Source organism: Pseudomonas sp. GW821-FHT11D10 (assembly GCF_058808435.1).
The window spans coordinates 264,418-277,059 of sequence record NZ_JBXARR010000008.1 but is presented as its reverse complement, the minus strand read 5'-3'; the positions used below and the strand labels follow the sequence as shown (position 1 = coordinate 277,059).

Here is a 12,642-nt window from a genome sequence, read left to right as displayed (position 1 = left end):
GGAGCGTTGCGATGAGCCCAGCTGAACCGGTCACAGGTTTGATTCTTTCCGGCGGCGGGGCTCGGGCGGCGTATCAGGTGGGGGTGCTGGCGGCGATTGCCGAATTGCTGCCGCTGGGGGCGGACAATCCGTTTCCGGTGATCGTCGGCACGTCGGCCGGGGCGATCAACGCGGTCAGCCTGGCCAGCGGCGCCACGGACTTTCGCGCCGCCATCGAACGCCTGACGCTGTTCTGGCAAGGCTTTCGCAGCCATCGCGTGTTGCGCAGCGACTGGCCGGGGGTGATCCGCCAGGCCAGTCGTTTTGTCAGCCACAGCCTGTTGGGCATGGGCCGGCAAATGCCGGTGGCGCTGCTCAACAGCTCGCCGCTGCGTCATCTTCTCAACGAAAAACTGCACATGCCCGGCATCGCCGAATCCATCGCCCGCAAGCAACTGCACGCGGTGGCGGTGACGGCGTTCGGCTACGAGTCCGGGCAAGCCGTGACCTTCTATCAGGGCGGCGGCACCATCGACTCATGGCTGCGTCACCGGCGCATCGGTGTGCCGACGCAGTTGTCGGTGGAGCACTTGCTGGCCAGTTCGGCGATCCCGCTGTTGTTCGCGCCGGTGAAGATCGGCGATGAATATTTCGGCGATGGCGCGGTGCGGCAGTCGGCGCCGATCAGCCCGGCGCTGCACCTGGGCGCGAGCCGGGTGCTGGTGGTGGGCGTCAGCGGCAATCCGCGCGGTTTTGATCCGGCGCAACCGCTGGAGCGCACTTACACCGGGCAGCAGCCGACGCTGGCGCAGATCGGCGGGCACATGCTCAACAGTACGTTCATTGATAGCCTGGAAAGCGACATCGAGCTGCTTCAGCGTCTGAACCAGTTCAGTCATCTGATGCCCGAAGGCACGCCGACCCGCGCGCTGGGTGTGGCGCCGGTGGAAGTGTTGGTGATTTCACCAAGTCAGCCGATCGATGAAATCGCGGCGCGGCATCGCCAGGAATTGCCGGCGGCGTTGCGGTTGTTTTTGCGTGGGCCGGGAGCGACCAAGACGAGCGGGGCAGGGGTGTTGAGTTACTTGCTGTTCGAGGCGGGGTATTGCAGCGAATTGATCGATCTGGGGCGGCGCGATGCCCTGGCCAAGCGCGATGAGCTGTGCCGGTTTCTCGGGATTGGCGAGGCGCTGGTTCCGGCCTGAGAACGATGGCGCCCGAGCGGGCGCCATCTGAACCTTCATCAGAAGTGGAACTTCACCAGGAAGCTGGTCACGTTCTGATTGGTGGTGAAGGCCTTGGTGTCGTCGATACCGTACTTGTCTTTCCAGTAGTCGTATTCAACACCGACGTACAACTGCTTCTCGCCGAAATTCAGCGCCTTGCCCAGGTCGTATTTGACCTGCGGGTTGAAGTGCAGGTTGGCGTGGTATTCGCCTCTGCTGTTGACGTCGTTGTCGACCACCCAGTCCATGTAGCCGTCGATCAGGATGTTCGAGTCGCCCACCGGAATGGTGTAGGACCACACTGGTGTGATCTGCCAGACGTTGTCACCCGGACGCGAGCCTTCGGTGTGACGCTGGTAGAAGTTCAGCTGGAAGTAGTCGAAGCCCGGAATGGCCAGGTCGAAGCCCGGGCCGATCAGGTAGGACTCGGTGTCACCCTCGCCGAACTCGTAGGTCATCGCCAGCAGGACGTCCTTGATCGGGCCGAACTCGATCTTCTGGTCGAGCACCTTGCCCAGCGAGATGCGTGGCTGGAATTCGCCGTAGTAGGTGTTCGGACCGTTGTTGAAGTCCTTGTCACCGTTGTAGAAGATCTTGTCGAGGAAGAAGAAGTTGTCCCCGTACTTCCACGCATCGGCGTGTTCGAAGGTCACGGTCTGCTGGATGGCCGGGTTGACCTTGAAGTCTTTGCCGTAGAGGTAGGTCAGGCTGTTGTTCTGCCATTGCAGCAGGCCGTCGGCCATGGCCTGACCCCCTGCCAGCAGCGATCCCGCAAGCATCAGGCTGGTGCACATACGTTTCATTCGGTTGCTCCCAAAGTAGGTGTTCCACGTTTATTTTTTTGAGTCGGCGCTCTGGTGTGGCGCCTTTTTTCGTTGCAGCAAAATTCATCCATTCGGTCAGCTTTAGTGCTGTTAGCAAGAGCTGAGCCAAGGCTTTTCGAAAAGCAAAAAAACGCCCGTCGGCTGCTGAAAAACAGTCGATTGAGCGTGTTTTCGGGATGCCTCGGTACTGACCGCGGCCGGGATAAGTTGGCTTTTCGGTCAGGAATTAAATTCGGGCTTTTTTTTAGACCGAATTCAGGAGGCCGCGGAGAATACTGACTCAACGGCCAGGCCTCAAGTGCCCCGCAACAGAGCACCGACGACAGGTAGGGGGCACGGTTGCGGGTCATCTTAGAAGTGCACCTTCACCAGCAGGCTGGCGGTGTTCTGGTTGGTGTCGAAACTGTGGGTGCTCTCGACCCCGTATTTGTTTTTCCAGTAGCTGTATTCGGTGCCGACGTACACCTGCTTTTCACCCCAGCCGAGGGCTTTGCCCAAGTCGTATTTGATCTGCGGGTTGATGTGCAGGTTGGCGTGATAGGTGCCGCGTGAGTTCTGGTCGTTGTCGACCACCCAGTCCAGATAGCCGTCGATCAGCAGGTCGGAATTGCCCACGGGAATGCTGTAGGACCAGCCGGGGGTGATCTGCCAGACGCCGTCGCCGGGGCGCGGGCCTTCGGTCTGGCGGCGATAGAAATTCAGGGTGAAATAGTTGAAGCCCGGCACCTTCAGGTCGAAGCCGGGGCCGATCAGGTAGGCCTCGCTGTCGCCTTCGCCGTACTCGTAGGTCATGGCCAGCAGCACGTCCCTGATCGGGCCGAACTCCAGCTTCCTGTCGAAGATCTTGCCGAACGACAGGCGCGGGCTGAATTCGCCGTAGAACGCGTGGGGGCCTTTGTTGCGGTCTTCCTGGCCGTTGTAGAAGATCTTATCGACGAACAGGAAGTTGTCGCCGTACTTCCACTTGTCGGCGTGCTCGAACGTCACCGTCTGCTGGATCGACGGGTTGATCGCGAAGTTCTTGCCGTACAGGTAGCTCAGGCTGTTGGTCTGCCACAGCAATAAATCGCCGGCCATGGCTTGCGATGCGGCCAGCAGGCCGCCGCTCAACAACACGTTGGTTTGAGTCCGGATCATCTGTTGCTCCCTCTTGTTTTTATTGTTTGAGGCAAAGCTGTCGCGAGGGGGCAGGCTTGGGCGAGCCCCCTTTTTTACTCTTCGGATCAGTGCGGGTGTGCGTGACAGTCGTTGATCGCGGCGCGTTCGGCACCGCCGAGAATGTTGAACAACAGGTTCAGCGTCAGCGCGCTGAGGGTGGCCATGGCGATCCCGCTGTGGGTGATCGGGCTCATCCACAACGGCAAGTGGGCGAAGAATTCCGGGCGCACCACCGGGATCAGGCCCATGCCGATGCTCACGGCTACCAGCAATTGATTGCGACGGTCGCCGATGTCGGCTTCCTGCAGAATCTTGATGCCGGTCGCCGCCACCATGCCGAACATCGCAATCGCCGCGCCACCCAGTACCGCTGGTGGAATCGATGCCACCAGGAACGCCGCTTTCGGCAGCAGGCTCAGGACGATCAGCAAACCACCGGCAACGATGGTCACCGAACGGCAGCGCACGCCGGTCATCTGCACCAGGCCGATGTTCTGCGCGAAGGAGGAGTGGGTGAAGGTGTTGAAGAAACCGGCGAAGAACGACGCGCCGGCATCACACAGCAAGCCGCGACGCAGCATGCGCGGGCAGACTTCCTGGCCGGTGATCTTGCCCAGCGCGAGGAACATCCCGGTGGACTCGACGAAGATGATCACCACCACCAGGCACATCGACAGGATCGGTGCCAGTTCGAACTTCGGCATGCCGAAATGCAGCGGGGTGACGAACTGAACCCACGGCGCGTTGGCCATGCCGCTCAGGTCGACCATGCCGATGGCGCCGCAGAGCACGTAGCCCAGGCACATGCCGATCAGCACGGAAATGTTGACCCAGAAACCGCGCATGAAGCGGTGGATCAACAAAATGGTGGCCAGCACCAAAGCGGCGATGGCCAGATAAATCGGTGAACCGAATTGAGCGGCGCCAGCGCCGCCGCCGGCCCAGTTCACGGCCACGGGGAACAGCGACAAACCGATCGAGGTGATGACCGTGCCGGTCACCAGAGGCGGGAAGAAGCGTACGACCTTGGACATGAACGGCGCGATGATCATGCCGAAGAACCCGGCGGCGATGGTGGCGCCGAAGATTCCCTGCAGACCGATGCCGGGCATGCCGGCCATGGCGACCATGCTGCCGACGGCGGCGAAACTGGCGCCCATCATCACCGGCATGCGAATGCCCATCGGGCCTATCCCTAAGGACTGCACGATGGTGGCGATGCCGGCGACCAGCAGGTCGGCGTTGATCAGGAAGGCGATTTCTTCACGACTCAGGCCAGCGGCCTGTCCAATGATCAGCGGTACCGCGATGGCGCCGCCGTACATCAGCAGTACATGTTGCAAACCGACCAGGATCAGTTGCAAAAGGGGCAAACGCTGAATGGCGGGTGCGTCGGGGATGCGCGCTTTGGACAGCTCGGACATGCAACACCTCGGATCTTTTTTATTCTTGTGATGAACAGCAGCCGGGTTGCTTGCCGCTGTTCTCTTTGCATCAGGCAGACCGCTTATGCGGCCAATCGCAGGCAAGCCAGCGCCCACAGGATCCGGATGATCCGCGTGGGCGCGAGCCTGCTCGCGAGGTTTTTACGGCTTAGTTGGTCTGGGCTCCCTGGGCGATCCATGCACCGATCAGGTCACGTTCCTGCTGGGTCATCTGTGTGATGTTGCCCAGTGGCATGATCTGCGTGGTGATGGCTTGCGCCTGGATCCGTGCCGCGTTCTGGCGGATCTGCTCGGGGGTGTCGAACATCACACCGGCCGGTGCAGCGCTGAACAGCGGGCTGGTCGGTTTGGCCGAGTGGCAGACCGCGCAGCGTTCCTGGATCACTGTGTGCACCTTGTCGAAACCCGGGCCGGCGTTGGACGCCTGAGCGGGAGCAGCGGCCGGTGCAGCAGGGGCGGCTGGTTGTGCCGCTTCAGCCGGTTTCGCGCCACCACCCAAAGCCGTTTCCGGCAGCGGCTGGTACTCGATTTTCGCAGGGGCCTTGGCCACGTCCGGAGCGGTCGACATCGGCGCAGGGCCGGTGACGTACGCCAGACTGATCATGCCCACCGCTGCAACCGGCAGGGTCCAGGCAAACTTGTGGCTGTCGTGACGGGTGTTGAAGTAGTGACGCACCAACACCGCCAACACCGCGATCCCGGCCAGGATCAGCCAGTTGTACTGGCTGCCGTAAGTGCTCGGGAAGTGGTTGCTGATCATGATGAACAGCACCGGCAGGGTGAAGTAGTTGTTGTGACGCGAACGCAGCAGGCCTTTGGCCGGCAGCGCCGGATCAGGCGTGCGGTTCTCGGCAATCGCGGCAACCAGTGCGCGCTGCGCCGGCATGATGATGCGGAACACGTTGCCGACCATGATGGTGCCGATGATCGCGCCGACGTGCAGGTACGCACCACGACCGCTGAACACCTTGCTGAAGCCATACGCCGCGCCGATGATCAGCACGAACAGGATGAAGCCGAGCAGGGCGGGTTTCTTGCCCAGAGGCGAATCGCAGAGGAAGTCGTAGATGAACCAGCCGGCGATCAGCGAACCGATGCCGATTGCCACGCCTTCAGGGCCGGTCAGGCCGCTGCCGGGTGCCACGAGGTAGAGCACGGGGTTGGAGTAGAACACCACGCACAGCAGCGCGATCCCCGACATCCAGGTGAAATAGGCTTCCCATTTGAACCAGTGCAGGTTCTCCGGCATCGACGGAGGGGCCAGTTTGTATTTTTCCAGGTGATAGATACCGCCGCCGTGGATCGCCCACAGATCACCGGCAAGACCGGTTTTCGGGTTGACGCGGTTGAGGTTGTTCTCCAGCCAGACGAAGTAGAACGACGCGCCGATCCAGGCCACGCCAGTGATCATGTGAACCCAGCGCACGCTCAGGTTCAGCCATTCCAACAGATGTGCTTCCACAGTCTTTACCTCTCGCCCGTCACTCTTGTTGTCGAGTGATCGGACCTTCTCTTATTGGTGGGGGGCGAGGATCAAACGCTCATCCTCTTTGAAAAAATGCTCATCGCAGTTATTGCCTGTGCCACTGCGATCAACCACCAGGAAGTCATCCCGCTTTTCGATCGTCAGCACCGGGTGGTGCCAGACGCCGCGATGGTAATTGATGCCCTGCCTGCCGTTGGTGACGAAGGCGCGGACCAAGCCTGATACAGGTACATCGCCAAGTGGCGCGACCACGATCAGAAAGGGGTTGCCGAGCAGCGGAATGAAAGCCTGGCTGCCCAGCGGATGGCGTTCCAGCATGCTGACGGTCAGCGGCATGTCCTGCGCGTCGGCGCGGAAGATGCTGATGATCGCGTTGTCCTCAGGCGTCGCGGTTTCGACCGTCGCCAGTTTGTGGAAGCGCATGGTCGAACCGTTGTTGATCATGAAGTGATCGCTGCCGTCGGTTTCGATCACGTCACCGAAAGGGGCGAAGGCTTCTTTGGTCAGCGGTTCAATCGTCAGTGTGCGCATGCTGTTCTTCTTTTCGTTGAGTGATCGTTCCCACGCTCCGCGTGGGAATGCAGCCCGTGACGCTCCGCGTCACATCCAGAGTGGACGCAGAGCGTCCAGTGATGCGTTCCCACGCAGACGGTTCGACGCCTCGACGTGGGAACGATCATTACGGTGTTACTTCGCGATCTTGCCCAGTACGCGCAGGCGGCTCACACCACCATCCGGGAACACGTTCAGACGGATGTGGGTGATCGGGCCCAGTGCCTTGATCTGCTCGACGAAGGTGTGTTCGGCGTGCATTTCCAGCTTCTGGCTCGGCAGCAGTTCGCGCCAGAACAGCGACTGGGTTTCGATCTGGCTGTCGGTGCCGCCCTTGACGAACGCGCCCTGGATCGAGCAGGTGTCCGGGTAGTTGCCCTTGAAGTGCAGGGTGTCGACGATGATTTTTTCGATCTCGCCCGGGTGGCCCAACGCGACGATTACCCAGTCATTGCCTGGCGTGCGACGACGTGCGGTTTCCCAGCCGTCGCCCATGTTGATGCCACGACCCGGGTTGAGGATGTTGCTCATGCGGCCGAAGTGTTCGTCGGAGCAGGCGAGGGCGCGGCCACCGTTAAGGGCTGCAGCCAGGTCGACTTGTTCGTTGTCGCCAACAGCGGACCAGTCGCGGAACGGAATGCCGTACACGCGCAGACGGGCCACGCCGCCATCCGGGTAGATGTTGAAGCGCAGGTGGCTGAACGCCTTGTCGTTGCTGATTTCGTGGTAGTGGTGGCTGTTGCCCTGCAGCTCGACGGCCGACAGCACTTCGGTCCACTGGGTGTTTTCGTCCGGCTCGCCCGACGCCAGGAAGCACGCTTCCAGCGAGGCCGATGGCGGGAAGTTGCCGGTGAAGAATGAAGTGTCGATGTCCACGCCTTTGATCGAACCCGGTACGCCCAGGCGGATCACCGCGCTGTCGTAGCCTTCGAAGCGCTTGCGGCGGGACTCCCAGCCGTCCATCCACTTGCCGTTGTCATCGAACACGCCCTCCTTCCACACGGCCGGGGTCGGCTGAAACAGACGATTGGCGTCTGCGAACCAGTCATCGGTGACCGAGATGATTTTGGTGCCCAGACGGGCATCGGCCAGGTTGACGAACTTCTCGAAAGGTACGGCGTAAGCTTTCATTCTTCTTGTCTGCCTTTAAATAAGTGGCTTGGGATGCTTGCGAGGCCCTGGGCGTTCTCCGCGTCTGACACGCTCGGGCCAGGCTTGCTAGAGAGTCAGTAATCGGAACAGGGCGATCTTGTTGATCTCCGCCAGCGCGCATTTGAACTCGGTATCCACCGGGTTGTGAATGCGCGTTTCGAACGCCGCGAGGATCTGATGCCGGTTGCTGCCTTTTACCGCCATGATGAAGGGAAACTTGAACTTGGCTTTGTAGGCGTCGTTCAGCTCGGTGAAGCGCTGGAACTCTTCGGCCGTGCATTGGTGAATACCGGCGCCAGCCTGTTCATTGGTGCTGGCTTCGGTCAACTCGCCCTGGACGGCAGCTTTGCCGGCCAGGTCCGGGTGAGCGTTGATCAGTGCCAGCTGACTGGCGTGATCGGCGCTCAACAGGATGTCGCTCATGCGCTGGTGCAGGGTTTCGATCTGGTCGATCGACGCGTCCTGGCCCAGGTCGAAGGCCTTCTCGGCCACCCATGGCGAATGTTCGTAGATGTCGGCGAAGGCTTTGACGAAGGCGTCGCGGCTCAGGGTCGACGGTTTCAGGGTTTGAAAGGTGCTCATTTGGCAGCCCCTTGGTACGGGTGGGTTTCGTGCCAGTGACGCGCGATGTCGACGCGACGGCTGAACCACACCTGTTCATGACTTTTAGCGTATTCGATAAAGCGCTTGAGCGAAGCCAGACGCGCCGGACGGCCCACCAGACGGCAGTGCAGGCCGATCGACAGCATCTTCGGTGCTTCGGCGCCTTCGGCATAAAGCACGTCGAACGCATCTTTGAGGTATTCGAAGAAATCGTCGCCCTTGTTGAAACCCTGGACCTGGGTGAAGCGCATGTCGTTGGTGTCCAGGGTGTACGGGATCACCAGGTGCGGCTTGCCGGTTGGGTTGTTCGGTTCCCAGTAGGGCAGGTCGTCGTCGTAGGTGTCGCAGTCGTAGAGGAAACCGCCTTCTTCCATCACCAGGCGACGGGTGTTCGGGCCGGTGCGACCGGTGTACCAGCCCAGCGGGCGCTCGCCGGTGAGTTCGGTGAGGATGCGGATCGCTTCGAGCATGTGCTCGCGTTCCTGCGCTTCGTCCATGTACTGGTAGTCGATCCAGCGGTAGCCGTGACTGCAGATCTCGTGACCGGCCTCGACCATCGCGCGGATCACGTCCGGGTGACGCTGGGCGGCCATGGCCACGGCGAAGATGGTCAGCGGAATGTCGAATTCCTTGAACAGTTTCAGGATCCGCCAGACGCCGGCACGGCTGCCATACTCGTAAAGCGATTCCATGCTCATGTTGCGCGCGCCTTGCAGAGGCTGGGCCGCAACCATTTCCGAGAGGAAGGCTTCCGATTCTTTGTCGCCGTGCAGAATGTTGCGCTCGCCGCCTTCTTCGTAATTGAGCACGAACGACAGGGCGATCCGGGCATTGCCCGGCCAGTGTGGGTGAGGAGGGTTACTGCCGTAACCGATCAGGTCGCGTGGGTAGTCAGCGCTCACTGCAGTCTTCCTTCTTATTCGTTGACAGATTGTGTGGCGCCCTGAAGTTTGGATGGCAGGCTGGCGTCACAGCGATGGGCTGATTGTATACAACTTTATTCTCAATTTGTAAGCCTGAATTTTCGCATTTTTCACCGGCTGTCATCTTTTGCTGTTAATGGCGTGAACCTGCAAGAAACCTGCCTGACCAGTCAGCTAATGGATTGGGGGTTCAATGAATGCGAGGTTATGGGGCAAATCACCGGGAAATCGAGGGATGGCGGGGATGAGAGGAAAAATGTCGTTTTTATTGTGTACAATTTTTTTGAAAAGTGTCTTAATCAATCGCTCGCCGCAGCTTTTCGTGCTCCGAAACGGTGCGGTCTCCTTTTCAACTGACTTCGGGAGGCGCGAAGTCTGACTGCTCCACGCAGGCAGGCGCGCAGAATCAATGGGACGTTTGACAACACACGTTTTGGACGCTGCACACGGTTGCCCGGGCAGCTCGATCAAGGTCGAGCTGTACCGCGTTGAAGGTTCGCACCTGGAATTGGTCGCCAGTGCGCTTACCAACAGCGATGGCCGGGTCGATGCGCCGCTGCTGCAAGGCGATGACTACCGTACCGGTGTCTATCAGGTTCAGTTCCACGCCGGCGATTACTACCGCGCCCGTGGCGTCCAGTTGCCGGAGCCGGCATTCCTGGACGTGGTCGTGCTGCGGTTCGGTATTTCTGCCGAACAGGATCACTACCACGTACCGTTGCTGATCTCGCCTTACAGCTATTCCACCTATCGGGGCAGCTGACCCCCAAGCAGCTGCCCCTGCCGGGAAGCGACTGCGCATATAGCTTCTTTGGTCTTTCGCCCGCTCACACTGCGGGCTTTTTTTCGCCCGTCGTTCAGCCCGTTGCGATCACAGTCGTGCGAGTCCGTCGCGCACGATAAACACCGTGTCACCAGCGTTTGCAAGCGTTTGCGGCCCGCCTCTGAGCCAGACGACCTGGTTGGTGGCATTTGCTGCGATAACGGCCGCTGCCGCCGCTGCGCCGACCTGAATGTGCAGGCGCAGGCTGGCGCTGTTCTGGTCGACATTCAGCGTCTGGTGGATTTTGCGACCCCGGATGCGATGCAGGCTGATGAAAAACACGTAGTCATGCCCGGTGCGCTTGAACACCAGCGCCGGAAACGAGTTGGAGGGGCTGGGATCGAATACGGCGTAGCCATTACGGGTCAGCAGTGTCGCCATGAAGCGTTTGAGATCCACCGCCGACTGGGTGTTGGTCGAGTACAGCCATTCCTGGCGAAACAGTGCCGGATCAAAATCAATTCGTTGCAATGGACCGCCCGGTGTAGGTGTCGGCAGTTCGATGATGCGGATCGTTCCACCTCCCGATGTCGGCAGTATCGGCAGCATCAGCAGGGGGTCTGCCAGTTGCGGGCGTGGATGGGCATTCCCGGCTTTCCAGTCGTTGAAGGTTTGTCGCAGCAGGGTCAATCCCGAGCCGGTGGCGGTGTTGGCGCCGTTTGCCAGTACAAACTGATGGAAGGCGACGTTCTCCCGCGAGATCGCCGATAACTCCGGAAAGTATCGGCTGACGTAATTCGTCAACGGGTGCTCGAACGGCAACGTCGGATCAATTTCCCAGTGATGGGCAGGCGGAACCTGAATGGCGCCACGCGGTTGTTGCTGAGGGTCTGTTCTAAGCGTGTGATCCAGCAAGTCGAAGTCGTAGATCAGATGGTTCGGGTTCTTGATGTAGACGATCGGATCGCGTGCGTCGCCTCGGGGAATGATTTTGTACTGAATCCCGTCGACGCGAATGTCAGCCGCGGTGGCCTGTTGCTGGTCTATGCCCCAACTGCTCCACGGAACAAGCGATTCATCGATGCGAGGTCGTTTTGACGGGGTGGCTGGCGGTTCACCCTCCGGCAATGGATGGCGTGTCATGAGAAGGTATGAAGTGTTGGTATCTGGCGCGTCTTGCGCAGGGAGCGGACGCCAGACAAGCGTTCCCTCGACCCGTTCCAGCAAAGGGCCGGACGCAAGGAGTTCGCTGGATAACCGCGCTCTCAGCCTGTTCTGTGGATCGGGGCCGATCAGCACCGTTCCACCCTCGACAAGGTCGACATAGGCATAGCGCCCCGCTGAACGAATGCCATTCGCCAGGTCGGGAGGCGGCAATCTGTTGACCAGTCCGGGTGCGAGAAAATAACTGCCGATCGGCCTTTGCGCGGTGGTAGCCCGTACACGCGTCTCGGGAGGGAGATCGTAGACTTCGATCATCTGCTGGCGGGTGACAGCGGGCATTGGTATCTGCCAGGCCGGGTGGGTCAAGGTTGGATCGACCAGTATGTCGGGCACCAGGCTCGGGGGTGTTTGGATGTCCGGCGCGGTGTCCCGTACGACAGGCGCAGTATCCGGCGTATCTGTTTTCGGTCGGATGGGGCGTTTGGGGCTCATTGATTCTTTAGCTCAGTCAGGCAATCGTTTCAGGGCACATTCTTCGTGTGCCAGATGAGGCGCACGATGCACGGAAAGGATCGTCAAACCGGTGTTTTGACAGGTGGTACATATGTATTGCACAGGCAGATGAATACGATCGGGCAATCGTTCATCAGAAGGGGGCGTTAGCGAATCGTCTGCCACCCTCGCATGGCGATTCGAGGGTGGCAGTCAGTCAGGACACGATTTCGTGATCTCAGTGCCCGCTGAGCAGCGATGCTGCACCGGCACCGCCAAACAGTCCTGCGCTGATGCGGTTGAACCAGCTTTGACCCTTGCCGCTGCGCAGGTAACGCGCGGCGCCATGGGCACCGAGGCCGTAGGTCAATTTGCACAGCAGATCGAGCAGCGTCCAGGTGGCAATCATCACCAGCAGTTGCGGCAGGAACGGTTGCTCGGCGCTGAGGAATTGCGGCAGAAACGCGGCGAAAAACAGAATGTCTTTCGGATTGCTCGCGCCCAGCACGAAGGCCCGGCTGAACAATGCACGGAATTTCGGAACCGGTGCAGCCTGAGGTACTTCGGCACCCACCGACGGCTGGCGCGATTGCTGCCAGCTCTGCCAGGCGAGGTAGAACAGGTAAATCGCGCCGACGATCTTCAGGGCGCTGAACAGTTTTTCGGACGCCAGCAGCAGGGCGCCCAGCCCCAGCGCCGAGGCACTGAGCAGGCAGATCGAGGCGAACACGCCACCGAGAAACGCCGGGTACGAACGACGCAGACCGTAATTCAGACTGTTGCTGATCATCAGCAACGACAGCGGCCCCGGAATCAGGATCACCACCAGCGCAGCGCCGCTGAACAGCAGCCAGGTTTCCAGACTCATCACTTGC

Annotated in this window: 12 protein-coding genes; 2 read left to right on the top strand and 10 right to left on the bottom strand. The window is 60.3% G+C overall.

Annotated elements, in window-relative coordinates; all coding sequences use genetic code 11:
• Positions 1 to 11 precede the first annotated feature (11 nt).
• Positions 12 to 1,184, top strand: coding sequence for a patatin-like phospholipase family protein (locus tag AC1RT4_RS22805; RefSeq protein ID WP_007960059.1), 1,173 nt, complete (start codon positions 12 to 14; stop codon positions 1,182 to 1,184).
• Positions 1,185 to 1,222: 38 nt separating this feature from the next.
• On the opposite strand, the gene AC1RT4_RS22800 is transcribed toward AC1RT4_RS22805, so the two are convergent.
• The 8 genes from AC1RT4_RS22800 to puuE all read right to left on the bottom strand — a co-directional run bounded on the left by AC1RT4_RS22800 (position 1,223) and on the right by puuE (position 9,327).
• On the bottom strand, positions 1,223 to 2,008 hold the full coding sequence (locus AC1RT4_RS22800; RefSeq protein WP_007960057.1) for an outer membrane protein OmpK: 786 nt from the start codon (positions 2,006 to 2,008) through the stop codon (positions 1,223 to 1,225).
• 372 nt (positions 2,009 to 2,380) lie between these two features.
• Positions 2,381 to 3,166, bottom strand: a complete 786-nt coding sequence (locus AC1RT4_RS22795) for an outer membrane protein OmpK (RefSeq protein ID WP_493088006.1) — start codon at positions 3,164 to 3,166, stop codon at positions 2,381 to 2,383.
• An 86-nt stretch (positions 3,167 to 3,252) separates the two neighbouring features.
• On the bottom strand, positions 3,253 to 4,611 hold the full coding sequence (locus AC1RT4_RS22790; RefSeq protein ID WP_011333188.1) for a nucleobase:cation symporter-2 family protein: 1,359 nt from the start codon (positions 4,609 to 4,611) through the stop codon (positions 3,253 to 3,255).
• A 169-nt stretch (positions 4,612 to 4,780) separates the two neighbouring features.
• On the bottom strand, positions 4,781 to 6,094 hold the full coding sequence (locus AC1RT4_RS22785; protein WP_007960048.1) for a urate hydroxylase PuuD: 1,314 nt from the start codon (positions 6,092 to 6,094) through the stop codon (positions 4,781 to 4,783).
• A gap of 51 nt (positions 6,095 to 6,145) precedes the next feature.
• On the bottom strand, positions 6,146 to 6,649 hold the full coding sequence (locus AC1RT4_RS22780; RefSeq protein ID WP_027613342.1) for an ureidoglycolate lyase: 504 nt from the start codon (positions 6,647 to 6,649) through the stop codon (positions 6,146 to 6,148).
• Positions 6,650 to 6,805: 156 nt separating this feature from the next.
• Entirely contained in the window at positions 6,806 to 7,801 is a 996-nt protein-coding gene (alc, locus tag AC1RT4_RS22775; RefSeq protein WP_493088002.1) for an allantoicase, read from the bottom strand.
• Positions 7,802 to 7,888: 87 nt separating this feature from the next.
• Positions 7,889 to 8,404, bottom strand: coding sequence for a 2-oxo-4-hydroxy-4-carboxy-5-ureidoimidazoline decarboxylase (gene uraD / locus AC1RT4_RS22770; protein WP_007960034.1), 516 nt, complete (start codon positions 8,402 to 8,404; stop codon positions 7,889 to 7,891).
• On the bottom strand, positions 8,401 to 9,327 hold the full coding sequence (gene puuE / locus AC1RT4_RS22765) for an allantoinase PuuE (protein ID WP_007960032.1): 927 nt from the start codon (positions 9,325 to 9,327) through the stop codon (positions 8,401 to 8,403). The genes uraD and puuE overlap by 4 nt, the downstream gene beginning before the upstream one ends.
• Before the next feature lie 430 nt (positions 9,328 to 9,757).
• Between puuE and uraH the strand changes: the two genes are divergently transcribed.
• Positions 9,758 to 10,111, top strand: coding sequence for a hydroxyisourate hydrolase (gene uraH, locus AC1RT4_RS22760; RefSeq protein WP_011333195.1), 354 nt, complete (start codon positions 9,758 to 9,760; stop codon positions 10,109 to 10,111).
• A gap of 108 nt (positions 10,112 to 10,219) precedes the next feature.
• On the opposite strand, the gene AC1RT4_RS22755 is transcribed toward uraH, so the two are convergent.
• Together AC1RT4_RS22755 and AC1RT4_RS22750 are read right to left on the bottom strand one after the other, a co-directional pair.
• Positions 10,220 to 11,767: a hypothetical protein gene (locus AC1RT4_RS22755; RefSeq protein ID WP_493088000.1), complete on the bottom strand. Its 1,548-nt coding sequence runs from the start codon at positions 11,765 to 11,767 to the stop codon at positions 10,220 to 10,222.
• A 238-nt stretch (positions 11,768 to 12,005) separates the two neighbouring features.
• Positions 12,006 to 12,635, bottom strand: coding sequence for a LysE family translocator (locus AC1RT4_RS22750; protein ID WP_007960020.1), 630 nt, complete (start codon positions 12,633 to 12,635; stop codon positions 12,006 to 12,008).
• Between the last annotated feature and the right edge of the window lie 7 nt (positions 12,636 to 12,642).